12 protein-coding genes and 1 pseudogene are annotated in these 26,481 nt (G+C 68.5%); 3 read left to right on the top strand and 10 right to left on the bottom strand.

Features of this window, described 5'->3' with window-relative positions:
* Positions 1 to 128: 128 nt before the first annotated feature.
* The 3 genes from Saso_RS30380 to Saso_RS30370 all read right to left on the bottom strand — a co-directional run bounded on the left by Saso_RS30380 (position 129) and on the right by Saso_RS30370 (position 3,308).
* The gene (locus tag Saso_RS30380; RefSeq protein WP_189925587.1) at positions 129 to 1,874 is read right to left on the bottom strand and encodes a ThiF family adenylyltransferase; all 1,746 of its coding nucleotides are present in this window, start codon (positions 1,872 to 1,874) and stop codon (positions 129 to 131) included.
* Positions 1,871 to 2,875 carry an SMODS domain-containing nucleotidyltransferase gene (locus tag Saso_RS30375; protein WP_229901442.1) on the bottom strand — a complete coding sequence of 335 codons (1,005 nt, stop codon included), beginning with the start codon at positions 2,873 to 2,875 and terminating at the stop codon, positions 1,871 to 1,873. Before Saso_RS30375 ends, Saso_RS30380 begins: the two co-directional genes overlap by 4 nt.
* Positions 2,876 to 3,032: 157 nt before the next feature.
* The gene (locus Saso_RS30370) at positions 3,033 to 3,308 is read right to left on the bottom strand and encodes a helix-turn-helix transcriptional regulator (protein ID WP_189925588.1); all 276 of its coding nucleotides are present in this window, start codon (positions 3,306 to 3,308) and stop codon (positions 3,033 to 3,035) included.
* A gap of 587 nt (positions 3,309 to 3,895) precedes the next feature.
* Between Saso_RS30370 and Saso_RS30365 the strand changes: the two genes are divergently transcribed.
* The 3 genes and pseudogenes from Saso_RS30365 (at position 3,896) to Saso_RS30360 (ending at position 5,561) form a co-directional block, all read left to right on the top strand.
* Entirely contained in the window at positions 3,896 to 4,792 is an 897-nt protein-coding gene (locus Saso_RS30365) for a DUF5655 domain-containing protein (protein ID WP_189925590.1), read from the top strand.
* 248 nt (positions 4,793 to 5,040) lie between these two features.
* Positions 5,041 to 5,151: pseudogene (locus tag Saso_RS39165) on the top strand (NUDIX hydrolase); the annotation flags it as partial.
* Positions 5,148 to 5,561: an NUDIX hydrolase gene (locus tag Saso_RS30360; RefSeq protein ID WP_189925592.1), complete on the top strand. Its 414-nt coding sequence runs from the start codon at positions 5,148 to 5,150 to the stop codon at positions 5,559 to 5,561. The pseudogene Saso_RS39165 and the gene Saso_RS30360, both read left to right, overlap by 4 nt.
* Before the next feature lie 246 nt (positions 5,562 to 5,807).
* On the opposite strand, the gene Saso_RS30355 is transcribed toward Saso_RS30360, so the two are convergent.
* From Saso_RS30355 to Saso_RS30325, 7 genes are all read right to left on the bottom strand, one after another.
* Complete coding sequence (locus tag Saso_RS30355; RefSeq protein ID WP_189925594.1) at positions 5,808 to 7,955, bottom strand: DEAD/DEAH box helicase; 2,148 nt, start codon at positions 7,953 to 7,955, stop codon at positions 5,808 to 5,810.
* Between the two features lie 53 nt (positions 7,956 to 8,008).
* Positions 8,009 to 9,361 (bottom strand): BREX system ATP-binding protein BrxD, encoded by a 1,353-nt coding sequence (brxD, locus tag Saso_RS30350; protein WP_189925596.1) that lies wholly within the window; start codon positions 9,359 to 9,361, stop codon positions 8,009 to 8,011.
* A 121-nt stretch (positions 9,362 to 9,482) separates the two neighbouring features.
* Positions 9,483 to 12,401, bottom strand: a complete 2,919-nt coding sequence (gene pglZ / locus Saso_RS30345; protein ID WP_189925598.1) for a BREX-2 system phosphatase PglZ — start codon at positions 12,399 to 12,401, stop codon at positions 9,483 to 9,485.
* Positions 12,401 to 16,300 (bottom strand): BREX-2 system ATPase PglY, encoded by a 3,900-nt coding sequence (pglY, locus tag Saso_RS30340; RefSeq protein ID WP_189925600.1) that lies wholly within the window; start codon positions 16,298 to 16,300, stop codon positions 12,401 to 12,403. Before pglY ends, pglZ begins: the two co-directional genes overlap by 1 nt.
* A gap of 23 nt (positions 16,301 to 16,323) precedes the next feature.
* Positions 16,324 to 20,070 carry a BREX-2 system adenine-specific DNA-methyltransferase PglX gene (gene pglX, locus Saso_RS30335; RefSeq protein WP_189925602.1) on the bottom strand — a complete coding sequence of 1,249 codons (3,747 nt, stop codon included), beginning with the start codon at positions 20,068 to 20,070 and terminating at the stop codon, positions 16,324 to 16,326.
* Between the two features lie 60 nt (positions 20,071 to 20,130).
* Positions 20,131 to 24,819: a BREX system serine/threonine kinase PglW gene (gene pglW, locus Saso_RS30330; RefSeq protein WP_189925604.1), complete on the bottom strand. Its 4,689-nt coding sequence runs from the start codon at positions 24,817 to 24,819 to the stop codon at positions 20,131 to 20,133.
* A gap of 261 nt (positions 24,820 to 25,080) precedes the next feature.
* Positions 25,081 to 26,451: an SPDY domain-containing protein gene (locus Saso_RS30325; RefSeq protein WP_189925605.1), complete on the bottom strand. Its 1,371-nt coding sequence runs from the start codon at positions 26,449 to 26,451 to the stop codon at positions 25,081 to 25,083.
* Between the last annotated feature and the right edge of the window lie 30 nt (positions 26,452 to 26,481).

Here is a 26,481-nt window from a genome sequence, read left to right as displayed (position 1 = left end):
GACTCCTCTTGGCGCAGGCGGGGGTTGAGTGTGTCATGGGCCTTGGTTCGGGGACACCGGTCTGTTGCTGTGGTGCCATGCAGCGGAAGTATGGGGTATGGGCGCTCGGTCTGGCCGCACCGGCCGGGCTAGGGGACATGGGGAACGTAGTGATGATGCGGTCCGCTGCGGGCGTGTGGAAGAGCGACCAGGTGGGTTCCCGACTTCGACGCGGCCAGCTGCATGCCGAGAAACGTGGTGAGCGTGGCGGCGACGGCGGCGAGGTCGGCTGAGGATCCGTGGAAGGTGGGAACGGAGCAGCCGCGGGTCGGTATGAGTTCGTCGTCGGGCTCTGCTTCTTGCCACAGGGCGTGGTACAGCTCGAGTTGGTAGTCGTCAAGTACCGAAAAGCCAGCCAGGGAGTCCAAGCTGTGGGGGCCTTGGAGGGTTCCCGGTGCGCAGACGGTGAGGATGCCAAGTGTCCCGGTGCGGGTGTCTGTGGCGATCTGGGCGAGGGTTGCCTTGCGGTTGGGTGTGCGGGCGAGGGCATCGAGGCATTGCCCGATGGCCAGGCTGACCGTGGCGTCGATCACGAGATCGGCGTGGTTCATGATCTGTTCGGCGTCTTCGGGGACGAGGCCCTCAGCGATGTCGACGGTCAGGCGGTCGTCGATGTTACGCAGTCGGTCAGCCAGTGCGGCGGCCTTGGCCGCGCCGAGGTCGGTCTCGAGGAAGTTCTGCCGGACGAGCAGCCCGCCGGTGACGACGCTGGGGTCGCACAGCGTGATGCGTGCTGCTCCTGCGCGTGCGATGAACTCGGCGGTCCAGGATCCGATGCCTCCGCAGCCCCAGATGTGGATGTGCTTGTTCTGGTAGCTGTTGACGGGGCGGTTGTCGTCGCGGCGGGTTGTGACGGCATGCCGTTCGTCGGACACTTGGCACCACTCGATCGGGAGGGCCGGGTTGACCGCGCTGGGGGTGAGAGTGCTCAGGCAACCGGGCTGGCGCCTTGCGAGGCTGCGGAGTTCGTTGGCGGCGCTTGCGGGGATTCGGCCCGCGAGCAGGTGGGGTGGGCCGCCGGCGGGGTGGGGTACGGCCAGGAGGAGGTATTGGGGTGTGTCCTCAGCGTTTCTCACCACGCTGGTCGCGAGGGAGGTCAGCACGGCTGGCGCGAACGGCCTGGCGGTGGGGGCACGGCTGGCGAGTGGCGCATCGATCTGCTGGAGGAGTTCGACGAGTGTGGTGCCGGCTCCCATTGGCAGGGGCGCGGGGAGGATGATGACCGGCAGGCGTGCCGTGGGAGGTTCTTGTGGAGTGAAGGTGAGGTCCAGGCGCTGAGCGGTCCTTGGGATCAGGTATCCGGCCTGGACGCACTTTCCGAGCACGGGTTCACGCACAACGATGGTGGGTGTTCCTGCGGACTGATGCAGGACTCCGCCGACCGCGTGATAGAGGGCGGTTGAGGCGTTGAACCGGTTGCCGGCGGCATCGCCGAGCCAGGCCCACAGGCGGTTTAGGCTGGAGCGGATGCCGCCTGCCGGGTTCCATTCTCGCGCCGGGTCCAGGTACAAGCACAGCCGGTAACCCTGCAGGACGTGGGGGTGTCCGATGAACCGGGTGTGCGTTACGTCGACTTGTGGGGGGAGCAGCGGGGAGGACGGGACGCTGAGAACGAACCGCTCGCGCGGCTGGAGCTGAATCCCTCCCTCCACCGAGACGGTCCCCCTCGTGTCGATCTCGATCGTGATTGCCAGGGCGCCGTCGTCCGTACGGTCAGGCACTCCCACCACGCGCAGGGTGTCCGGCTGCTCGGCGCCGATCGCGCGGAGATCCGCGAGCGCCTGTCTCTGCCACGGTGTGGGAGCGCCGAACCGCCCAGGCTTTCGCTTGCTCATCCAGCGCGCCCCGACCGCCCCGTCGTCGTCACGGCGGCCACGGACGCGGCGGGGAACTTCGCGCTGCTCTGCTGGGCGTCGGGCTCCTTGAAGCCGGTGCCGAACAGACCCTGCCACAGCTCGATGCTGGTCTCCTTGTCCGCATGGTGGTAGGCAGCCTCGATCTCCTCCGTGTGCACGCGGATTCGCTCGCGGAAGTAGGCGTAGGTGTCCTGGGTCCAGCGGTGGTCAAACGTGACGCCCGACCCGGAGGGGTCGGCGATGGACGGCTTGTTGGGGTTGGCCTGCAGGTAAGTGTTGAGGTCCTGGACCAGGTGGAGCAGGGACGTGGGGACGTTGGCGTAGTAGCCCGGATCGATCAGCGTCTTGGTGTCGCTGACCTGGTTTCCGAGCAGAGTCGTGAGGATGATCGACCGGGTTCCGGTGAAGGAGTTCTTGTGGTCGCGCAGGTACTTCAGCAGCCGGATGACCCTGCGCAGGTTCCCGCCGGTGATGTCGTCCTGATTGCGCATCCAGGCCGTGAAGCCCTCGGGGTCCGTCGCCTCCCAGCAGTTGTCGTCCCGGTTGACGATGACCTCGCGGCCGTCGCTGAGCTGGACGTACGGGACGATGTCCACGTGCATCAGGTTCTTGTATTCCAGACGCACGCAACGGCACTTGCGCGAGTGCGGCATCTCGCGGTAACGGCTGTGGCGGTCCAGTGCCGCGTAGACCTTGTCGATGTAGGTCTTGGGGCTGCCGTGCCAGTCCGGGTTCTCCTCCATCAGAAGGAGGAAGTCGGCATCGAACTCCTTGTCGCCGACCGGGTTGATGATGGTTCTCTGCGCCCACGAACCTTGAGGGATCTTGTCGAGGACGAGGTGTCCGATCTCCTTGTCTGCCTTGAGGGCTCGGTAGACACTGTCCACTCGGTTGTCGAGCATGTCGAGCTTGAGCCGGCTCAGGTTGACCGTGTCCGTGAGGAGCGTGTTGAAACAGGTGGTGAGCTGCACTGGCGCCATCCCGTAAATCGTCTTCACCGAAGATGATGACACCGTAGCGTGGGGGTACGACAGCGACGGTGACACGGCTGGCCAGCCTGCCTTCAGAGCGGGGTAGTTAAAGGGCGCGCTTGGAACGACGAAGCTCCGCCGGAAGCGAAGCCTCGTCGAAGCTGGCTTAGGGCGTGGGGCGGCATCCGGCGCGCGCATCGTTATACTCCGGATCTCCGCTTTCGAGGACGCGGAGTAGAGACGCCGTGACAACACGCGTCTTACGGCCGATGCGTAGCACACGGCACGGAAACTGCCCGTTGCGGATCAGGTCGTATCCCTTGGCCCGTGAGAATCCCAGCGCCTTTGAGGCGTCCTCCACGCTCCCCGTTCCGTCCCAGGTGGCGCGGATGTGAGCGGGGCTATAGCGAGGGCCCAGAGTCTCTTCGATCTGCGTGTTCATTCCGATTACTTTCGTCTTGGCGGGTAGCCCGTGCCGGGCCTACGGACACCGCATGCGCCGGTCATCGCGGTGACCGTCAATACTCCGCGTTATCGCCGGTTTGGCTAACCGGCGGTTTGGGGCTATGTTGCCTCGCTCGCCGTGGAGGGGCTCACTCTGACAGCGTGAGGCACGATGCCGGAGAGGAGTCGGCAGAGTCCAGCACTTCACTGCACTGCCCAGCACTGTGACGAACGGTTACCACGGATGAGTTGGGTGTTGCCTGGGTCGCAGTTCGCCCCGTTGCGCCACTGCAGGTCAATTGGGGTCTGGCTCTTCGGGGTCAGGCCCCTTAATTTTGACCGTGCTGGATAGGTGCTGGATTTCCTGACCCCTCGTCACCTGCTGTCAACTCCGCATCTCCCGTAGTGTGCTGGATTCGTGCTGGACGCCGACGAATCACGGGTACCACCGGCCTGCGTGCTGCGCGCCGGGGCAGCTGACTCAGTCGATTGGGCATCGGCACACCTTCTTCACGTGACTCGCGCCGGTTGCGGAAACAAATCTCTGCCCGTCCGACGTTGTCGATCTCCTATGCGATAACGGGGGTGGTCGGCTTGAAGTTGTTCCGGACGGACGCATCGAAATGTGGCGTGAGCGAGGTCATGCCGCGTCTTGCTGAGGTCGAGGCAGATGTGCAGGGTCTCGTCGAGGCGCACATGGAGACGCTGCTAGGTGTCCGTTTCCTGGCGAGTGAGTACGGCACCGGGCCGGTCCACAAGGGCCGGATCGATTCGCTCGGGCTGGACGAGAACGGATCGCCGGTCATCGTCGAGTACAAGCGCGGCATCGACGCCGGCGTCATCAACCAGGGCCTGTTCTACCTGGCGTGGCTAATGGACCACCGTGCCGAGTTCGAGCACCTGGTCCTCGACCGGCTCGGGATGAGGGCCGCGTCCCAGGTCTTGTGGAGCAGCCCTCGCCTGATCTGTATCGCCGGCGACTTCACGCGTTACGACGTGCATGCCGTGCACGAGCACCGGCGGTCGATCGACCTGGTTCGCTACCGACTGTTCGGGAGCGACCTGCTTGGGCTTGAGACCGTGGCGTCCGGGAGCGGCGGCATGCAGGCGGCACGCCGAGCCCGCCGCCAGGCGGTTGCCCGGGCGACAGCCGGCATCCAGGACGCGTCGATGGTTGAGCTGGCGAGCGCGGTCGATGAGGCATTGCTTGGGCTCGGGGACGGTGTGAACCGCGTCGAGCGCAAAACGTACCGGGCGTACCAGCGGCTGCGGAACTTCGCCTGCCTCTGTCCGCCGCAGCGGAGCAAGCTGCTGGTCTACCTGAAGGTTGACCCGAAGGACGTCGACCTTGTCCCGGGATTCACCCGGGATGTCTCCGGTCTCGGTCACCATGGGACGGGTGATCTGGAGGTGCAGTTGCGTACGCCGAGGGATGTGGAGCGGGCGCAAAATCTGTTCCTGGCGAGCTACGCGGCAGCGTGACTCGTCCTTTCTGTGGCCTGCCCAAGGGCTGAGCCTGTGGCGGGTGTTTGCCTGGCTCCTGGCGACTCCGATTCTTCCGATGCTCCAGCTGCGTGACCATGCAGTGCCAGTGCGGTAGGAGTGCACCTTCCGCGCGCAGGTTCCTGCACCAGAGCGACGATGAGGGGGCAGCATCATGGACGTGGTCGAGCGCTGGACCGGCCGCTACGCCTGCCTGCTGCAGTCCGCCTTACGCCTCGGCAACGAACGCAGTCGAGAAGATCGATGTCATGTGGGTCCCAAGAAACTCGGTCCCCCGCTTCATCCCCGTCGATACGATCTTCCCACCCATCCTGGCTGTCCTGGAGGAGCAGACGTGACGCAGCAGAACGCGGAGGAGCAGCCGGGCATCGCCGCGGCCATCGTCGTCAGCGAGGGGCGCGTGCTCATGGTGCGGCGCCGGGTCAGCGAGGGACAGCTCTCGTGGCAGTTCCCGGCCGGCGAAATTGAGCCGGGCGAGAGCCGCGAAGACGCCGCCGTACGAGAGACCCACGAGGAGACCGGGGTGGAGGTGGCCGCCATGAAGCTGCTCGGCGAGCGGGTCCACCCGAAGACAGGTCGGTTGATGTCGTACACGGCCTGTGAGGTGGTGGGCGGTACTGCTCATGTCGCGGACGCCGAGGAGTTGGCTGAGCTTGCGTGGGTCGCCCATGGTGATATCCCGCAGTATGTGCCATATGGGCTGTTCGAGCCGGTGCAAGAGTATCTCGACACGGTCATGGCGACCTGAGTGGTTCCATCTCAAATGGGCGATCTCTTGAGCTCGAGTAAGTGCGTTGGTACCAGGACTGGAACTGGGGCGTGGCTGCTGGAGGCGGACCTCGATCTTGGTGAGCAGGACTTGCCTGCCCCTCGTGGTGCAAGCCTAGGTGGGTAGACGGCACCGGCGACCGCATCGACATCGAGACAAGCGCGAGCGTCCTCCAGGCCGAGAAGGACCTCAGCCGCCCGAAAATTCGCCTGTGCTCCGGGTTGTTCAGGTGCCCCATTCCATCCGTACGGGCTCGCGGGTTGCGGCGAGGGCGCCGTCGAAGTCGGCGAGGCGTTCGGCGAGGGTGGTGGTTGCGATGCGGGGCGGTAGGGCCGCCGAGAACTTGAGGCCGCGGACTGCCCGCGGGTCAACGGTGGGCAGGGTGAGGGAGTCGGGGAGTTCGGCGCGGGCGGTTTTCCAGTCGGTGGGGGAGAGGTCCTGGCGGAGCCGGATATGCGTGTCCGTGGGGCGCTGGACGGGGTCGGCGAGGTTGCCGAGGGAGGCGGCGAGGGTGGCGTTGGCGCGATACCCGGCCCAGGTCCACCAGCGGGTGGCGTCCGCGTCGCGGACCAGCAGGGTGCCCGCCGGGTGTACTTCGTGGGGTGCGCGGTCCATACGGAGTTCAGCAAGGGCCGCGACGGCGCGGCGGGTGAGGCGGACGTTGGGATCCGTGCCGAGCAGGACGTCGCGCATGGCGCGGGTGAGGACGTAGGACAGCCCGCGGGCTTCGCTGCCCTGCCATTTGGCGATGCCGCCGTCCTCGACGGGTTCCACGAAGGCACGGCGTCGGGCCCAGTCGATGAACGTGACCTGCCAGCTGCGGCCGGCCAGCAGCAGGCGGCGCGGGCCCGGTCGTTCTTCGGTGAGGACGGTGGGGTCGGTGGTGCCGATCTCGGTGCGTCCAGCGAGCACCGTGAACTCGGGGGGTGCGGTGAAGGAGGCGGTCAGCTCCATGAAGTGCCGGCGGCCGAAGTGCTTCTCGGCTTCGGAGCCGATGAACAGCATGCCGCCGTCGCTGTCGAGGAAGCCTTCCGCGACCAGGTGCGACAGGAGGGGCGCGGCAGACTGGTCGAAGGGAGCCAGGCCGTTCCACTGCTCGGGCCACAACCGGTCGCCGACGCGGTGTTCCTGCAGGGTGACGGCGAGGAGCTGCTGGGCGACGAGATGGCGGGGTGAGGGGGGCGGGGTGACGGGTTCCACCCAGCCACGGGCCCACAGAGTGAGCAGGCCGGCGGCTTGGAGCAGGGTGTCGGGCCGGGTGGCGAGGAACAGGCAGTTGCGGGATGTGCCGGCGCGACGCCCGGTGCGGCCGATGCGCTGCAGGAACGAGGCCACTGTGCCGGGGGAGTCGATCTGGATGACACGGTCGAGGTCGCCGACGTCGATGCCGAGTTCCAGGGTGGAGGTGGAGACGATGACGCAGTCGCGGGCTTCGGCGAATGCCTGCTCGGAGCGTGCGCGTTCGTCGGTGGACAGCGAGGCGTGTGAGAGGAACACGGTGACGTCGCGGGCGCGCAGTGCCGCACCGAGTTCTTCCACCTGCTTGCGGGAGTCGCAGAAGACGAGCCGTTTCTCTCCCCGGTGCAGGGCGGAGATCACCTTGGCGGCGTTGGCGAGCGATCCGACGTAGTCGAGCTCCGCCTCCCCTGCGGGGCGCGGGTGTTCGGTCGTGCCGGTTGTGGCGGGCAGAGTCACGCCGGGGGCGACGACCAGGCCGGGGCGATCGGCGGGGCGTGCGCCCTGGAGCCAGGTGAGCAGGGCGTCGGGGTTGCCGACTGTGGCGGACAGCCCGATGCGCTGGATGCGGTGGCCGGCGAGCCGTTCCAGGCGTTCGAGCACGGCGAGCAGGTGCCAGCCGCGGTCGTCCCCAGCGAAGGCGTGCACCTCATCAACGACGACGGCACGCACCCGGCCCAGCATGTGTGCGTGGTCGGTCTTGACGCTGATGAGCATCGCTTCGAGCGACTCGGGTGTGGTGAGCAGGAAGTCGGGGGATTCGGTGCGGATGCGACGGCGTACGGACTCGGGGGTGTCGCCGTGCCAGAGGGCGGCTCGGCGCCCCAGCCACTGGGCGTAGCTGTCGACCCGGTGCACCAGGTTGTTCAGGAGCGCCTTGAGCGGGGCCAGGTAGAGGACTGAGGTGCCGGTCCAGCGCTGCTCTCGCATGGCGGACAGCAGGGGGAAGGTGGCGGCCTCCGTCTTCCCGCCCGCCGTCGGCGCGAGCAGGACCGCGTCCTCACCGTTCATCAGCGGGTGCACGGACGCCTTCTGCAGCGGGCGCAGATCGGGCCACCCGAGCGTGTTGACGATGTGATGCAGGACTACCGGGTCAAGGCGCTCCAGCGGGTCAGTGCCGCGCGGCTGCTCCTGCACGTCTGCAACTCCCGGGCTGTTCGTCAGAGTTCGGGACTTCGGGAACTGGGGCGTCAGAGGTCGATCTCGAGGTCGTCAGCCGAGGCGGCCGGTGCGGGCGCGGCGAAGTTCCGTTCGGTGGCGGTGAGCTCACTGCTGCCCACGGTCAGCTTGTAGTGCCTGCGCGGGTCGAAGTCGGGGAACTGGTCGATCCGGTCGAGTACGTCGCCAACCAGCTTCTTCAGATACAGCCGTGGTGCGACTCCGACCTTCCCGCCCAGTGCCCCGCCCACAGCCCGGGCCAGGTCGGTGAGGTAGGCGTCGTCGGCAAGCTGCTTGATCCTGTCGGGGGACTGGGAGCCTTCGGTATACAGGTCGCGGATGGTGGCGCCCAGGCCGGTCAGTGATGCCTCGGTGAATCCGGGCAGCCGGATCTGGACGGCCCGCGGGTTGTCGAAGCGGGGGTCGGTGGTGAAGTCGGTGGCGAGGCGCTGGGCGAGCGGTGCGAGTCGCTGTACGCCCTGTTGCCCATCGTAGAAGGCGGGCGTGCCGGTGATGATGAGATACAGGCCGGGGAAGCGGCCGGAGTGGACCTCGTCGATGAGCTGCCGCAGCGCGTTGAGTGCTTTGTCGCGGGCGTCGGAGCGGACCCGTTGCAGGGTTTCTACTTCGTCGAGGACGAGGACGAGGCCGGCGTGCCCGGCGTCTCTCAGCACGGTGAGCAGGCCCTGAAGGAAGCCGAAGGCACCGAAGTGGTCGAGGTCACCGCGGACGCCTGCACTGCGCCGGGCGGCTGCGGCGACGTGCGGCTGGCCGCCGAGCCAGGCCATCACCGCAGCGGCGGTGGCCTCGTCGCCGGCATCCAGGGACTGCTTGTATCCGCGCAGGGCGGTGGCGAACGCGGGGGCGTGTCGGGACACCTCGGCCAGGCGGGCAGTGAGCAGCCGGTCCACGGCCTGTGGCAGCTCGCTCTCGCTCGCGCCGTCGGCGAGTGCGTCCTCCTCGAGTGCGTAGAACCAGGCGTCTACGACCGGCCGCAGGGCGCTGGGCGGGAAGCTGGCGGTGGCCAGGCGCTCAGTGAGTCGCCGGTAGACCGTCTCCAGCTTGTGCAGCGGGGTCTCGGTCTCTGACACCTGCACCTCGGCCACGGCAAAGGTGCGCCGTTTGGCGCGCTCGCCGAGCCAGCGGGTGAAGAAGGTCTTGCCGGATCCGTACTCGCCGCGCACGGCCTTGAACACCGAACCGCCTGCGGCGGCAGTGTCCAGTTCCTCATCGACGGCCCGCTCGAAGCGGTCGAGTCCGGTGGCGAGCAGGTCGAGGCCGCTCTCGGGGACAGCGCCGCGCCGCAGCGCGTCCACGACAGCACGCCGCCGCACCGCGCTGACCGGGGTGGCAGCCCCGGATGCTGAAGATCCAAACGCGTTCACCCGAATAGTCTCCCATCCGGCTGCCCACCTGGCCGGACACCCGTGCGTGCACCGCGCCGCCGGTGCCCGGAGCGGCCGGGCGGGCCGACTGCACCGCCCGGCATGGCCGCAGACCCCCGGTTCACAGTCCGAACTGCTCGATCAGCTGGCCCCGGTGCAGGCGCAGGGTGCGGTTGTCGGGGAGAATTTCCAGGATCTGGGCGCCGTCATAGTTGAGAAGCTGGGCCAGGGTCGCGGCGAGGCCAGGGGCTCGGGTGGCGGGCTGGCCGGCGCGTTCGGCCAGGGCGGTCATGGGCAAGGTGCCCGCTTCGACCAGCGCGGCCAGAGCCTTCGGCAGAACCGCCTTGTCGCGTGGCACACGGGCGAGCAGTGCCAGCTGTTCCTGGTACAGCTCGGTGGCCATGAGGCGATTCACCAGTGCGGTGGCAGGGTCCTCTGTTTGATCGGAGACGGGCACGGCCGCAGGCTTCACTACAGGGGCGACAGGTTCCTGTGGTGCGGAGGGTGCGACCTCGTCCTCGCCGAAGAGACTGATAGCGCCCTCTGTCACGGGCGGGGCTGACTTCTTGGCCTGCTTGCGGCTTGGGCGTGCAGCGGTGGCCTCGGGTGCCGCGATGGCATCGGCTCCGGCCTTCGTCTCGGCCTCGAGTCCGGTGGTGGCGTCGTTGTCCTGCTCCCACCATCCGGGCGTAAGGTCGCCCAGCTCCCGCCACCCCGTAGGTGGCTCCGCGCCGAACGGCAGTAGGGCGAGGAGGGGGATGGTGAACTCGGCGAGGGTTGCCCCGCCGTGGTAGCCCGCCTTGAGCGCGGTGTACCGGGCGTCGTGGTCCCGCAGCGCGACGATCCGCGATCCGGGCTCCGGCCAGACCACCCGTGGTCCGGACAGCTCAATTTCGGCCGGTGCGACGGGTCCGCCGGGGGCGCGGTGACGGGCCGACCCTATGGCGCCGGCGGCCGTGTCGATCTTGCTGCCGCGTCGCTCGACCACATGGCCGTGGTCGGAGGTGAGGAGCACGGTCATGTCGTTGGCGCGGGCGGCCCGCAGCAGCGGTTCCAGGCCGCCGATCTCCTTGATCTCCCAAGCGCCGTCGCCGAGCTTCTGCTCCTTGGCGAGCCGGTCGTCGACGGTGTTGAGGACGACCGCGACATGGGTGCGCTCGTCGGCGAGCGCTTCAGTCAGGGCGGTGGAGAAGGGCGAGCCGGTGTCGGGGCTGCGCAGATCGTCCTTGTGGAAGACAGCCGCAGGGGCCCCCTTCCAGCACGGGTGCTGAGGGAAGAGCCGCTTCTCGTCGTTCTGGTCGCCCTTCATCAGGGTGCCGGCGAACAGCGAGGTGCGGGAAACGGTGGTGAGAGTGGGCAGCGCAGCGGCCACGGCACGCCTCACCGGGGCTCCGGTCGCGACCTGCAGCGGGTCGAACTCGGACCAGTGTGCGTGCAGTTCCTCACCCAGTTCGGCTGCGATCGCCGCACTCATTCCGTCGATGAGGAGGAGCAGGACCCGTCGGCCGGGACAGTCCACGACGGGCGCGACGACCCGGTCCAGGAAGCTTTCGACGGTGAGCATGGCGCCGGGGGCGGTGCCATCTGCGGTCCACACCGCGAGCCGCTCGGAGAACGCGCGGTCCAGCTCACGACGTTTGCTGCGCACCTGCTCACCGATCCGGCTGTAGGCGTTGGCGAGTGCGTCATCTGCGTCGCCGCCCGCGTCCAGGTGTTCCAAGGCTCGGTCTACCCAGCCGAGTTCGCGGATCTGGCGGTCGGCGCCGTCTGCCACCGAGGCGATGTCGACTTCAGGCTGGGACGCCAGCCACCGCCGCAGCCGCCCTGCCATCCGTACCCGTTCAATACGGGCCTGGGTGGCGCCGTCGACGGCCAGGGCGTGTTCGGCCAGCGCGGTGATGGCAGCCGTGACCGTCTCGGGACCGCCGTCGGCGAGGGCGCGGCCCGCGGCGGTGAAGCGGGCATCGAGTCCGGCGGCGAGCAGCGGACTGGCAGCGGCGGCGGTCTGCGCCCCGAACTGTGTGACGAGCTGTGCGGCCCTGCTCAGGACCGGGTCGGCGAGCCGGTGTTCGCCCCGGTCGACGAGGCCGCGGACGTACGCCTCACCGCTTTGCCCGAAGGAGGTAAGGAGTCGGTCGAGGTCGTCACCCTGGGCGGGGGGCTGGTCACCGAGCCATCGCTCGGCGCGCCCGCGCGCCCGGTACAGGTCGTGGTCGGCCTCCGCGTGCCCCCACAGAGCCGCGCAGACGACCGCGTAGGCGGCTGCGTCCGCCCCGTGGTCGGCGTCTACCAGGGCGGTAATGATCTTTCCGGTGGAGCCGGCCTGTTCGGGTTCGGCGAGGAAGCGGGCCAGGCCGGCCCGTTCCGGTCCGCGCAGGTCGCGCAGGAGGTTGGGGCTGCCGGGGATGTGGGTCCACCGGAACAGGGTGATGGGGTCGATGCGGTCCCCGTCGTCGTGTGCGGCCGGCCCGCCCAACGCGTCCGTGTCACGGCGGCCGAGCCGGAGCCGACGCCGGGCCAGCCGGGTGAGGGCCTCGTCTCGGGAGAGCAGTCCCTTGCCGAGCGAGGGCCAACCGCGGCTGGCCGCCGCGTCAAGGAGCGCTTCGGCCGCCCAGGTCTCCCTCCGCAGCCGCCCGTCGAGACCGCGCGCGTCGAACGCCTCCTGCACGACCTCCCAATTGTCGACGGACCGGATCCTTCCGCCGTAGACGCGGGCGAGCAGCCCGGGGTCCAGGTCGGTGTCCTCGCGGTCGGTGAGGACGACCAGGACTTTGGGGTCGGGAGGAGTCGGCGCGTCGAGGTGGCCCAGGATCTGCTCGTGCACGGCCAGCACCGAGGGCGCGACGACCACCCGCGCCTGCAGCCCGCTCGCCGTACGCTGCACGGCGGGCCCGTCCCAGACGGGAGCGGCCCGCAGCAGCAGTACGCGGACCGTGCCGTCACCGAGCCGACTGCGGGCGGCGAGGTACTGACGGACGGTTCCTGCCGACAGCCGGGCGGGGCCGGCGGTCGCGGGGGCTGTGGTGACCGTGTCGGACATCAGTCGACGACCTTCCAGGTGACCTCGACGGTGGCGTTCGGGTGCTCGGCCGCGAGCGCCGCGATCTCCGCCTGCAGTTCGGCGGCGGCCCGGGCGGCGGTAGTCCGCCCGCCGCCGGAGCGGGCCACGGACCGCGAGGGTGTGCGCGGCCCCGGCTGCTGCGGCGGCTCCGGCAGCACCTGCGGGTGGGCGGATCCACCGTTCAGGTCCACGCTGTCGGAGCTCGGCGGGGGAGTGGGCGACGGCTGGGGGCGCTCGGCCGTGCTCTGGCGAGACCTCAGCAGGGACAGCACTTCCCGGCCGCTGGCGTGCAGCACGCCCGGCAGGTCGGGGTAATCACCCGGGTCGCCATCAGCAGCATCCCGCACCCGCTCCAGGACGGCCGCTCCGTCCACGCCGAGGGTGTCGGCCAGGCTCAGCTGGTCCCAGCTGGTGTTCTGCAGCGCGCTGGCGACCTTCCCGGCGCTCTTCAACGACATGCCGTACCGGTGTGCGGAAAAGTCGCCGAGAGGGAAGCGGGCGAGCCGGTCCACGACGGTCTTCGCCTCGATGCCCCCTTCCGTCACCTCCTTGACCAGCTCCTGCGCCCGCCGGGCAAGAACGAGGCGGGGGGAGTCGTCGTTCAACTGGAGGAAGGCACGGTGCTTCTCCAACTCCCCGACGAGCCGTCCGGCGTCCTGGCCGAGTGAGGCGGCGGCGTGCTTGATCTGTGCGGCGAACTGGTTGACGATCCGGCCGCGCCGCAGTTGCGGCGCCTGGTCGCCGAGCATGGTCTCGAACCGCTTGCGCGCCTCTGCCCAGTCGCTCTCCGTGGGCAGTTGCTGCTCACGCAGGGCGTAGTCCGGCTTCAGCTCGTGCGGTGCGGGCGCGGGTTCGATGGGGACGCCGCCGCGCACCCATACCCGGTCGGTCATCTCCGCGTACGCGGCGGCGAGCAGCCGGCGCAGCGGCTCGGGCAGTCCGCGCGGCTCGGGAAGGTCGCACCAGTCGGAGAGCTTGACCAGGGTCGGCTCGGCGGTGCCGTTCCGGCGGGCTTGGTCGTTGAAGTGGTCGGACCAGGCGGTGGACTGCCGGTAGTACGCCTCCCGCATCGCGCCGAGCCCGAGGCCACCCGCGATCCGCGCCATGGTCTTGCGGTCCTTGGAGTCGACCTCGGTCTGGCCGTCACGGTTCTCGGCGGCCTTGCGGACGTACTCGAAGACGGTCTTGATTTCGGCAGGCTTCACGGGCCTGCCAGTGCCGTCCGGGTCCAGGTCGGGGTGGGCGGGGTACTGGTGGGCGAGCAGCTTGCCGGCCAGGTCACGGGCGGCGGTATCCAGTGTCGCGCCGAGCGGAAGCCGCAGCTCGGGCACGTCCTGCTGGGCGACCAGGTGGGTGTCGAAGCTGAGGTCGACGACCCCTTCCTGCTTCTGCGTGAGCCCGTACGCCTGCCGCAACGCCTGGCTGACGCGCTCGGTGAGGATGAGGAGCTGCGACTGGAGCATGCCCTTGGCACGCTCTTTGTCGTCCGCGTTGAGGCTGCGCGCGAAGTCGGAGTCGAAGCGGGTCTCGTCAGCGAGGGCCTTGTCGATGACGACGAGGCGCTCGAAGTCGCCGCGGGAAGCATCGGTCAGGTGGGTGGGCAGCCAGGCCAGGGTGCGTGCGTCACCGCCCGGCTTCTCCCGCAGGGCGCGCAGCCGCTGCAGGTCATCCATCGGCCCGAACTCGCCCTCGTCATAGGGGAAGTCGACAATGAGCCGCCAGGCGTCCTCCTGGCTCGGCCGCAGGGTCGCCTCGGGCAGCGAGTCGACATCGGCGACGTTACCGAAGACCACCTCGACCTGCCGTTCGGTGCCCTTCCACACCAGGTTGAGCACGTCGTACGCGTCGAAGCCGCCAGGCCCGTCGCTGACGCCGAGCGCCTCCTTGAGCAGGCCGCGCATCTTGGCACGCCGGTTGTTCTGGTTGTTGTGGACCTGGGCGTTGGCGAGGACGGCGTCCAGATCGACACCGGTGAGTTCCAGTCGCACCACCGCCCCCGGCCCGGTACCCGTCACCTTTATCTCAGGGAAGGTCGCCGCCCACTCCTTCGCCTTCTGCTCAAGCCGGCCGACCTCGGTCCCCGCGATGCGGGTAGTGATGGAGCCGTGGTTGAGGGCATGCAGCCGCGCCAGGGTGAGGTCGGCCAGCGCGGGCACACTGGGCGCGAGCGCAGACAGCAGCAGGGTCTGCAGCAGTCGGCTGTCACCGGTGAAATCGCGGCAGCGTGCAGCGAGTTGCGGGTCGCCGAGTGTCTCGGGGCGGCGCCGGTACGCCTCGACCTGGTCCTCGGTGACCTGGTTGGTCTTCAGCAGGTACGGGCGCAGCTTGTCCCGGTACAGCTTGTCGGCAGCCTCGAAATGAACACTGGTCTCCCCGCTGAACGCCTTGTCGCCGCCGCCCGCGATCGCCGGGTAGAGATCACCCAACGGCACAAGCTGCCCGAGCCGCCAGTCGTCGCGGTGGTCGACGAGCAGCTGGCTCATCAGCTTCAGACCGGTGCGGGAGCGCTGCAGGGCCGCGGAGATGTGTACCAGGGTATCCATGAACGCCGGCGGGAACGGGTACGTCCGCCTGAACGCGCCCTCGTCCGCGCCGGTGGTGGACTTGTCATGGCCGAGAAGGGTGTCCCACACGTCCGGGCCGAGCCTCTTGGCCTCGGCGAACGCAGCCTCCACCTTCGCATCGGCCTCCGGGCTGGTGGGCTTGAGCAGGCGGGCCTGCGCGATCTGCGGGAGGTTGCGGTCCTCCAGGACGATCTTGTCGAAGCGCCCGCCGCTGAGCTTCAGACTGTCCTGGACGGCGGCCTCGGCGGCCCCTGACATCTCCTCGCCGACCAGCTCACGCAAGTCGCGCTGGCGGGCGATGAAGGACAGCACCGGGATGGCGCGCCGTTCGTCGCCGCCCTCCACAAAATTCGTGATCTTGTCGGCTTCGCGGGAGACGAACTTCTGGTCGTGGATGCGGGAGGCCAGCCACAGGATCAGCTCGTCCATGAAGAGGACGAGCCCGTCATAGCCAAGGGACTTGGCGTGCACGGCGATGATGCCGAGCCCCTTGTCCAGCGAGACGAACCCGTCGGCATCTTCCGAGGCGTTGCGCGAGAACGACGGGAACAGGGTTTGGGTGAGGTCCTGCACGAGCCGGGCCCGCAGTTCCCGCGGCGTGGAGGGGTTCTCCAGGTCGAGGTCCTTGGTGTTCTCATGCTCCTCCGGGGCGTTCACCGCCTGATCCAGCAGTTCGGTGGTCCAGGCGAAGGAGTCGCCCCACTCATCCTCCTGGCCGTCGCCGGCATCGGCGAGCTGCGCGATCACCCGCTCATCGCCGTTACGGCGGCGCTGCTCGGCGAAGTCCTCGAAGAGCCCGTCGGTCCGGTAGACCTGCGGCAACGGGCAGCCGGGGTGGAGCTTCCGTACATGCTCGACGTACTTACCGAGCACGCGCTGCTCCAGCGACTTGGAGCCCAGCATGTGGTAAGGCACCAGCAGGAACTTGCGGCCGTCCGCATCCAGCCAGGCGTGCCGGGCTCGCACGGGGTCGAGGTCGCGGCGCGCCCGGGCGGCTTGGTTCCGCGACAGCAGCGCGTAGAGCACCGCCATGAAGTGCGACTTACCGGAACCGAACGAGCCATGTAGATAGGCAGCCTTCGACGAGCGGCTGTCCAGCGCGGACTTGATCAGGTCGAGGGCCTCGTCGAAGTTGCCGAGCAGCCGGTCGGTGACGACGTAGTCCTTCAGCGCAGCCTCGGCCCCCTCGGGCGTGACCGCTTCGTTCAGCTTCAACACGAAGTCGGAGGTGGACACCGACTCCGGGATGTCGATCAGCTCCCGAAGCAGCGGCCGGTCCTCGGGACGAGGATTGTTCCTGTTCATGAACGCCATGGTGTGTCTGCTCCTCGCCCTACTCAGGCGGACTCTGCGCCGCTGACGGCATCGGTGACGGTGTCGTTGTCGGCGTCGATGATGGACGTCTGGACGGCGGCCTTCGTGCCCGTGCGCGTCCTCGATGTGGCGGCCTTCGACGCGCCGCGTCCACGGCTGGCGGCCGACGGACGCCAGGCCCGCAGTGCATCGTCGGTCAGCCCGAGCTCGCCCTGTTTCTGCTGCCTGAACGCCAGGATCTCGGCGGCCGGCGACGCCCCGAACTCGGGGTCGTATTCGCCATACCACTGCTCCAGCCATGGCTGCAGCTCAAGCAGCCCGGCCAGGTAAGGCACGAGGTCGTCGTCGCTGAGCCCAGCCTGCTGGATGTACGAGGCGAGCGCGAGTGCCTGCTCCAGGTGATCCCAGCCAGCCCACCCGTACAGCTCCGGCGACTGCGCGTTGACCGTGCCGTAGGACACGAACCGCTCCTTGGGCACATCCAGCTTGCCGCGCGCACGCCAGTAGCTCGGCTTCAGGAAGTCCGCCGAGGTGTACTTCGGCGGCACGGGCGTCCGCTCACGGACCTTCCGCTTGGCGGGCTCGTCGGGCGCGGCGTCCTCCTCCCGCTGCAACTTCCACACCTGTTCCCAGTCGGCACGCTTCTTCAGCCCGGACGGCTTGTACCGCAGCGCGGACACGAACGGCACATGCTCCTCGGACAGCAGCTCCCGCACGGTCTTCACGAGGTCCTGCCGGGGCGCGTACAGCTCAGCAACGGACGTGAAGTCCTCGTCAGCGGAGAGGGTTTCGGAGAGCCGGGCGAGGGTGATGACAGTAGGATTGCCATTGGCGTCGAACCAGTACGCGCGGTCCTCGACCCGGTCGAGCAGCCAGGACTTCAGCGCCTTCTGCCGCATCGCATCCCAACCCTCAGTGGCCCAGCGCCGTTTGTACTCGGGACGCTCCACCATGCCGATGGCACGGTTCGACTCGATGACCCCGATCCGCCTCCGCACGAGCGCCTGATAGTCGGCGGGCCAGTGCGCTGGGATCTCCGTGATCGGCGTGGAGGCGTGTCGCTTGAACCACTCGCCACTGGCCTCACCGGCCGCAACCCGCCGAGCGAGCACAATCTCGAAAGCCCGCTCGCCAAGGGCAAGTTCGGGCACGGCGGAGGTGTCGGGCAGGCGCAGATCCTCGGAGTGAAGGTCGTAGAGGGAGTACACCTGCCAGTCCAGCTCCTCCTGGAGGGCGATCATGCGGCCGCGAATCGAGTCGTAGCTGGCTTGGGCAGCGCGGAGGGTCGGAGCAAGGGGGGTGGCCTTGGCAGCGAGGGCAGCGGGGGTCGTCGCTGCGAGTTGCTGGGCAAGCGAATCGAGCTCCCCAGCGAGGGCGACGGGGTACTTAGCAGGAAGCGGGAATTCTCCGACCTTGCTGCCGGTGAACTCGTAGAAGCGTTCCCACGCCTGTGACTTGTAGCCCTCGTTTACGCCCTGGCTACCCTTGTCATGGCTGACCATCTTGAGCCAGAACCCGGCTGTAGAGCTATTGAGCAGCCCGAGCAGTCGCACGTGATCCTGCTCAGTCGCCCCGTCTCGCAGCTTAATTACAGGTGCGTGGCGATTAAAGACACTCCCACCTCGGTCCAGAACGAAGTGGTTATGGGTGGAGACAAATGCAAACATTACCGACAGGGGTGTAGCGTATGCCGATGACGTGAATTGCATGTAATCCCACCAGTTGAGGCCAGCGGCAGCCATATCCCCCTGGAAGGTACGTCGCTCCCGGAGGAGCGTCCGGTAAGGCCAGAGTTCCTCTTGAAGTTCTTCTGTCTTCATTCCCTCCGCATACGGAAACCAAATGGAATCCTCTGCCGCGGCATGCCAATCTCTGACGACATCACCAGTCAGAAAGGGAAGGAGGCTCGACTTGTCGGCTCTGGTTTGGTATGTGGGACGGCTTGGCCTAACGTAGGCGCTATCGGCGCCTACGCGGACGGCGCGACCGATACCAGGGTCGATGACATTCACCAACGATTTTGCGGTCGCCGCTGACAGGGCTTCAACCAACTCCAGTCCGCCATCAGCCAGGATCCACGGCTGCTTCCCGAAATACCGACCTCGCTCCAGGTCGTCCACTGACACCCACTGTCCCGCGCTCCCCGGTCGGTCGATCAGCTCAACGATCGCCCGCCACACCAGCCCCTCCGCTTCCTTCCCCTCCTCCGGTGCTGAAGGCTCCCCTTGCACGCTGCGTACCGTCCGGATCGTCGCCTGCCGCTTCGATCCCTCCCTTGGTCGCCCGACGAGAATCACCGTCGGCGTCCCATGCCCCGGGATGACTGCCCCCGACGTGTCGATGACCTCCGTCAGCTCGACCTTGTGCGCGAAGTACTCTTCGATGAGCGTGGTGCCGAACTCTCGCTTCATGAACGAGTTCGCCGTGATCTGACCGACCATGCCGTAGCCGGTTCCGTCAGCTCTGCCTCGCTTGGCCAGCTCGAAGAACCGCTGGGCGAAGGGGACGGACAGCGCGTATGTTCCCGCGCACGCGTCGTACAGCTCCCGGTACAGCTGGTTGAGTTGCTTGTCCTTGACCGTGATGTATGGCGGGTTGCCTACGACCACGTGGTAGCGCTCCTGCTCCAGGATCCCGGGATGCTCGTGCACGTCCTCCGTCGCGTACGAAAAGTCGGCCAGCGGGTCACCGGCTGCGCTGCCGCCCTCCTCCTCAAGGGCGAGCCCCAACTGCAGTTCCAGCTGCCGGTCCTTGATGAGCGAGTCGCCGACTGCGAGCTGGATGGGCCACTCGTAGCGCCGCGCCTCCTCGAAGGTCCTGATGCCGCTCGCAGCCATCGCCGCGACCAGGAGCCGGAAACGGGCCACTGCGACCGCGAACGGGTTGAGGTCCACCCCGTGCACCGAGTTCAGAGCTGCTCGAACCCGCTCGTAAGCGCCGACCTCAGGCCGCTGCTCGGCCCACATTCGCACAAGCCGCCGGAATGCGCCGAGCACGAAGTGGCCAGACCCGCACGTCGGGTCGATCATCTTCAGCTCTTCGAAGCCGAACTCCCGCACTGCCGGGGGCATCGTCCGGTCGAGGATGAACTCCTCCACGAACTCCGGTGTCTGCAGCAGCGCGTACGTCTTGCGGGCCGTCTCGCTCAGGTCTTGGTACAGGTCGCCCAGGAACCGGGTGTCCCAGCCCTCGGTGCCGTCCTCGCTCAGCGGGTCGCTGAAGTCGTGCACGAGGACCGGACCGTCCGCCCCTTCGTCCTCGTTGACCTCACCGACGCGCTGCTCCCGCCAGAATGCGAGCAACGCGCCGGCGCCGTCGTGCGACAGCGGGATCTGGTAGAGCGGGTTGTGGTCACGATCGAAGAGCAGCCGCCCGGCCTGCCCGGCGCCCAGCTCGGCGAACGCCGTCTCCAGCCATCCCCGGTACGTCGGGTCGGCGTCCTTCTCCAGGTATTCCTCGAAGCGCGCCTGGGCGGTCTCCCGCCCCGCCACGTCGGGGGAGGTGATGTACGGCTCGGCAATCAGCCGGTTGTCCTCGCTGAACCGCACGAAGACCGTGCCGAGCACCCAGGCAACCGCGACCTGGGTGATCCGCTCGCCAAGCCAGGCGTTCCACGTCGCCGCCGTACGGCCCAGCTTCCGGGCCTGCTCATACTCACCGCGCAGCCGCGTCCCGACCTCAGGGACGGCTTCGACCTGCTGTTCCAGATCGGTCTCTGCCGCCTTGACCTGCTTCTGCAGGTCGGCGAGGAGGATCTTGCGGACGATCACGAACGGCTCCTGAGGAGAAAGGCGAGAGGACGGAAGAAGATCAGGTTAGGAGGAGGGGCGTCATGCGTCCGGCTCGAGGTGTTTGCGCGCGACCCAGGCGTCAGGCACAACGATCCACTCGTCGAACCCCGCCTGGTACGGAACACTCTGCCCGGCCAACCGCGGAGCCCGTGCCGGATCGGACTGGGCGACGAGCAGCCACAGCGGGCTGCCGCCCTGTCGAGCCTCCTCCGAGAGGCGCCCGAGCAGGTCGAGCGCGTCGTAGCGGGCCAGCACCGCAGTGTCGGTGAGCAACAGCGGACCATCGGCCTCCGCTAGCTGCTCCCGCAGCTGCGGCTCGATCCGCCCCCACGCCTTGTCGGTGCGTATGCGCAGCTGTTGGTGAGCCCGACTACCCGGCTCGGCGGCGTCCGCCTTGAGGACGGTCTCCCAGGTCGGCCGGGCAGCCTCGCCGACCACGCCGCGCAGTTCGGCCACGAACAGTGCGGTCACCGACACCGGCCGAGCCCTGTATGGTTCGCCGGCCAGCCGCCGCACCGCGTCCTCGGCACGCCGCTGGGGCACGGTCAGGACCCGGAAGCCGTCCTGCCGCGCCGAGTGCGTAAGTCGCTGCTCAGCCTTGACGGCAGCGGCGACGGCCGCGTCCGCGTCGTACTGGGTGGGGGCCGAGCGGCGCGCAGCCGAGGCACCCCAGCTCGCCGAGGTCAGCCCGGCAGTCGCGTCCCCGGAGGGGCGGTCGGGGATGAGCCGGAGCACCTTGTCGTAGCGGGTGGCCAGTTTCAGCTCGAAGCCGGCCTGCTTCAGGGCGCGGACCAGGGCGCTGCCCGTGGGCAGCTCGCGCGGAGCCAGCGGATCGGTGCCCAGGTCGGGGAAGCGGGTGGCGACCCGCTTGTGCAGCGCGTCCACCGTCAGGCCCGGCTGCCGCTCCTCCTCGACGCTCGGCTGCACGGCGACCACGCCGGCCTGGGTGATCCGCAGCGCACGCACCAGGTCCAGGTCGCGCGGGTAGATCTCCAACCGCGGGGTGAGCGCGGCCCGGGTGGAGGCGGCGACAGCGATCTCGGCCGTCCGCCGCTCGTCCCAGCCCAGGCTGCCCGGTGGCCGTCGCACCGCGTCCAGCTCGGTGAGGACCGTGCTCGCCGTCGGCAGGGACTCAAGCGCCGCGAGCCGGTCGGCCCGCATGCCCAGGTTCAGCGCGTACTCCTGCAGGGCGGGCAGCGCCGGGGTGTCCGGGCCGTCCACGTCCTCCCGGACATCCAGGGCGAGCAGGCCGAGTACCGGATCGGCGCCCTTGGGCATGCGGGCGTGGAAGTAGCGGAAGAGCGGCGGGGACTCGTTGTCGTAACTCTCTCGTTCGACCACCGCACGCAGCAGCGACAGGGCGAGTGCACGCCGGTTGCGCCGCTCCACGTGCTGGGTGCCGCGCCGGGCGATGAGGGCGTCGGCGAGTTCGATCACCGGGGCCACCCGGCCGCGCTCAGCCAGGAGCTCCACGACCTGCTCACGCAGCAGCCCCAGGGCCGCGTCCTTGTACCAGCGCTCGCGCGCCTTCTTCACGATCTGCGGGATCCGGCCCGCGGTCAGGCCCACCGCATCGGCGACGTCCCGCTGCCGGACCCAGGCCAGGCCCCCGGGCAGCGTGCCTGTCTCATCGGGCAGCCGCAGCAGCAGCCGGATTGCTTCGCGCTCCTTGGCATTGGAGCGGGCACTACCGCTGGATGGCTTCGGTACGAGACGGGCGGCGAGCGCGTCCAGGCTCAGGCCGCCCAGCACCTGCGGGTCGGCGCCGTCCCCGTCGGCGGCGACCGACTCTGCGACCGCCCGCTCCAGGTCGGAGAGCTCCTGGCCCGCCGCCTTGCGGGCCTCCGCGCTGAGCGGCGCGGGAGCCGCCTTGCCCAGGCGTGCGTTCCACTCTTTCTGCCGGCGCTGGATCTCCTCCCGGGTGCGCGAGCCCATGCCCGGCGCGGTGAGGAACTTCTTCGCCGAGTATTCCAAGACGTCCCCGACGGTGTTCAGCCCCATCGCGAACAGCTGCGACTGCGCTGCGACCGTCAGACCCGCCACCGACAGCGGCGTGTTCCGGTCGGCGCGCTCGGCCTGCTGGTCGCGGACCTGCTCGGCAGAGACGTCGTCGTCCTCCCGCCCGATCCGCGGCTGCGCCGCCGACCCCGCAACCGCGTCGGTGCCGCCCTTCGCCCCGCGCCCCGACTTCTCACCGTGACCGGTGCTCGGCGCCGTGGTCTGCTGTGCGTCCAGGAAGATCCGCTGCCAGGCACGCTCCATCGGCTTGAGATCCGGGAAGCGGTCCTTCACATCTCGGGCCAGCGCCTTACGGAAGAACGCCACCAGGCCGTCCCGGACGGCCGGCTCAAAGGCGTCTGCCGCCAGCTGCGGGTACGGCCATTCCTTCGCATCCGTCTGCCGGGCCGTGACCGAGCCGTCACCCCAGCGGGGCAGCTCGTTCGACGCCATCTCATGCAGCGTCACGGCCAGCGCATACCGCTCGGCGTGCCCGTCGTACGAGCCGCGCGTGATGACGCCCACGAACGGGTCGAGATAGCCCTCGGTGCCCGCCTCGATCTCCTTCGCCGGGTACCCGGCGAGCGAGAAGTCGATCAGCACCAGCTGACGGGTGCCGTTGGGGCGGACCCGGATTGCGATGTTGTCCGGCTTCAGATCCCGGTGCCAGATCCCCTCCGCCTCCAAGTGCTCCACAGCACCGAAGAGGTACTTCCCGTACGCCTCCAGCTGGTCCATGCCCAAGCGGCCGTTGTCCCGCAGCTGGCGGGCAACGGTGTCCTCCCTGCGGCGCGGGCCCTTACTCGCACTGCCGTCCTGGTCCTTCAGCTCCCGGCTGTCGCCCACGTACTCCAGGACCAGGACCCGGCGCCCAGCCAATGTCAGGGGCTGCGGCTCGTACAGCGAAATGATGCTGGAGTCCCTGTGGATCCGGCCTAGGACCTCCGCCTCACGATCCAGGACAGCATGCTTGGCCTCGCTCAGCGCGACCTTCAGCACTGCCACCGGCAAGCCGCCGCTGCGCCGAGGCTCGCCCTCCAGATCCCGCACCAGGAAGGCCCGCGCGGTCGAGCCTGTACCGAGGCGGCGCACGACCTCCCAGCGTCCGGCCAGTACGTCCCCTGCCACGGCCTCCAGCGGGTCCTTCTCCGGCTCGGATCTTTCCTCGCCCACGCCTGCGGCTGAACCGCCGTCCCCGCCCGCGGCTGCAGCCGCATCCCCGCCGCCCGGGACCTCCTCGACGAATGCCTGCTCGACGTACTCCAGCATCTCCAGGAAGTCGTCGACCGTGGACAGACGCCGACCCGGTTCGTACGCGGTGGAAGCCTCCACCAGATCGTCGATGTCCGGATTGAGACCGTCGACGAGCGCGCTGGGACGCAGACTCTCGCCGGCCTCCAGACGTGCCATGACCTCGCTCTGGCTCGCGCCAGGCGCTTGCCCGGTCACCAGTAGATACGTGAGCACGCCAAGCCCGTACACATCGAGGCGCACCGGATCGGCCTTCGGAATCCTCAGCTCCGGAGCCAGATAGGGATCAGCCTGCTCGGCGACATGGAACCCCGTCACGTTAGTCGGAGCCAGGGTCAGCGGCCGGCCGCGGCTGGAGCTTTGCCCAGTGGCGATCTGCCAATCCGCGATCTGCGTCCACGGACGCAGCCAGCGCTGCTCCTCGCCGAGCTCCCGCCCGATTGGACCGCGGTCGCGCGGAATCACATGCACCGCGTGCGCCGACAGCGTGCGGTGGTGGACCCGCCGGGAGTGCGCGGAGCGCACCGTCTCGGCAAGCTGCCGCACCAGCGCGAGGCGCCCCTGCAGATCGAGACCCTCACCGTGCTGGACCAGGTAATCGTCCAGGCGCAGCGTTTCCGGGTGGTAGTCGAAGAGGATCGCGGGTCCAGCGGGATGCCCCGACGGCAGATAATTCTTCAGCTGTACCGCACCGGGATGACGAAAACGGCTGAGTACCGATGCCTCGCGGGCGGCGGCACGCTCCACCGAGCGCCGCTCGTCGTCGGAGGCACCACGTTCACTGAGGAAGACCCGCACCCGTGCCAGATCGTGCAGCTGGGAATGGCGTCCCAGATAGTCGGCCCAGGACGGCCCGGAGTCGAACGCCTTCGCCTCCAGGAGGTAGGAGCCCACCTCGTACTGGCGGCGGATCGGTGCGATACGGAGCTTTTTCAGGGCTGCATCGACAAAGCGGGATGCCTCGGCTGTGATCTGGTAGCGGGCGTCTCCCGGCGGCACGGCCAGCATCTCCACCAGCTGCTTGACCGTGAACACGCCGTTCATGTCGGCAGCCGGAAGGTTCACCTGAAGCTTGTCGTCCGTGAAGCAGACAGCCTCACCCACCCAGATCTTCGTTCGGTGCGCGGGCCGACCGGAGACGCCGTTGATCAGGCCCGACAGCTCCTTGGCCTTCCGGTTCGCCAGGTGCAGCGGGTTGCCGTGCCGACGGCTGGTCCCGCTGGGCGTGGTCTGCACCCAGTCGTTGCCGCCGCCGTGGACCGAGCCGTGCCAGTCCTTCAACTCGACCAGGAAGACCCCGGCCGGCGCTACCACCAGAAGATCGACCTCACGGACGTGCCCGCTGTTCGCGGTGAACATGAAGTTCGTCCAGGCACGCCACGGCTCCTCATCCGGCAGACGCCGGCGGATCGCCTCAAGACCACGGCGCTCGTGCTCATACTCGGACTCGGTGACCATCGTCCACCGGTCTTCCAGCATGCGGCTCCCCGTCCGTGTCTGTAAGCCTGCCGTAGTTCCTGCCGCTGCGTTCAGGAAGCACAGCTCAACCCTCGGACCGAATCCTAAAGGGTGTCACTGACATCAAGAGCGGCCTGAGCGTGCTACGACCGGGGCCGCGGAATCCCAGACCTGGCGTCGATGGAACGGGGCAGAGTGCGCCGCGAACGAATGTGCGCGGGATCGCTGGTTTGACCAACCGGCGATCCCGCACTGTGTTGCCCCGCTCGTGTGCGCCAATGCTCAGCGTGAACGGCTGACGGCTGGGTCGGCCGTAAACATGGGCGTGGCCGGCGGACTGGTAGCGAGGCTGGTCCTGTGTTCGCGGCGCGCAGGCTGTGCCTGGCGCGTGCCGGTCTCGTGGGCGAGGGTTTCGGAGAGATCGGCCAGCAGCGAACTCGGGGTATGCGGGGACGCGGTGATGGCCCAGATGGGCCGGTCCGGTCCGGGGCCGGCCCAGACGGTCCAGGTGGCCAGGTTCTGATTCGGGTGTTGTGCTGTGAAGGCGTCGAACTGGACGCCCACGTTCCCGTCGGGGGATGTCCAGCGGATCCATCGCCCGTCCACGGTGTGCTTCCATCCGGCGTCGGAGAGCGGCTGGGTGGCCGCGGTGACCCTCTTCTCGTCCACCGGGACGCCGGTGGTCGTGTCCCAGCCGTCGTCGTCGGCGAGGTGATTCAGAAGTTCCGCTATCACCGGGGCGGGGGTGGCGCCGGTCGCGGTGAGGACCCACATGCGGTCGGAGACGGGCGTCTCGTAGGCGGCTACGGTCCACGCGGTCTCGTGGGCCGGGGTCTCGTGGACGCGCTCGATGCGCAGGGTCTGCGACTCGTGGATGACGTGGGTTGTCTCGTCGGACCAGGTCCGCCACTTCTCGAACTCGCCGTGCCGGTCGAGGAAGGAGTCGAGGAGGGCGTCGTGGTCGCCTGCATCGGCCAGGTAGACGGGGACGGTCTCCGGCTCCGGGCGGTGAGGCCCGGGTTTCGCTGCGCCGAGGTCCAAGGTGGCGCGGGCCTCGACGCCGGCGCGCTCGGCGTCTGTCAGGGGTGCCGGACCGGGGCGCATGTCGGTGCCGTGGATCTTCTCGAAGGCGAGCAGGGCCTGGGCGGGTGAGTCGAAGGTGTCGGCGACCTGGCGCAGGTGGTCCTCGCCGTGGAGGTAGACGGACTTGCCGTTGCGGCCGAGGTACGTGCCGACCGCGACGGTGGTGTGGCCGTCGTGGGCGTGTGCGTGGATGAGGAGATGGCCGTAGCGGATGTCGTCGTGGATCTTCTGCGCCTGGTTGGAGACCTCGCGGATCTCGCTGCGGGTGCACCACGGCATCGGATAGTCCGCCCAGGTCCATTCCTCGTCCATGGCCTCCCGGAGTCGAGGGGTGATTTCGACGGTGATGCCGTCGGCGGACAGGTGATTGGCTGCATCCTCAGCCCAGTAGGGCTCCTCGTGGTCGATGCGAGCCAGGACCAGGACGTTGTCGGCGAGGACGGCCCAGTCGGCTGCCTCCAGAGCCATGAGAGCGATGCGGGCCTGGCTGCCGGTCAGGACAGCGGTCACGGCGCTGGGATGGGTTGGGTGGGTGTCGAGGCGGACGTGAGCGTCGATGGAGGTAGTCACGTTGGGTGTCGTCTCTTCTGCCGGTGGCCG

Origin of the sequence: Streptomyces asoensis, from assembly GCF_016860545.1 — a bacterium.
In the GTDB taxonomy this organism is placed as follows: Bacteria; Actinomycetota; Actinomycetes; order Streptomycetales; family Streptomycetaceae; genus Streptomyces; species Streptomyces asoensis.
The sequence above is the reverse complement of the archived record's forward strand: the minus strand, read 5'-3'. Positions and strand labels throughout refer to the sequence as shown.

Coding starts and splice junctions, on each gene's coding strand:
- Saso_RS30380 (WP_189925587.1), bottom strand. CDS start 1,874: ATGAGCAAGCGAAAGCCTGGGCGGTTCGGCGCTCCCACACCGTGGCAG.
- Saso_RS30375 (WP_229901442.1), bottom strand. CDS start 2,875: ATGGCGCCAGTGCAGCTCACCACCTGTTTCAACACGCTCCTCACGGAC.
- Saso_RS30370 (WP_189925588.1), bottom strand. CDS start 3,308: ATGAACACGCAGATCGAAGAGACTCTGGGCCCTCGCTATAGCCCCGCT.
- pglZ (WP_189925598.1), bottom strand. CDS start 12,401: ATGTCCGACACGGTCACCACAGCCCCCGCGACCGCCGGCCCCGCCCGG.
- pglY (WP_189925600.1), bottom strand. CDS start 16,300: ATGGCGTTCATGAACAGGAACAATCCTCGTCCCGAGGACCGGCCGCTG.
- pglW (WP_189925604.1), bottom strand. CDS start 24,819: ATGCTGGAAGACCGGTGGACGATGGTCACCGAGTCCGAGTATGAGCAC.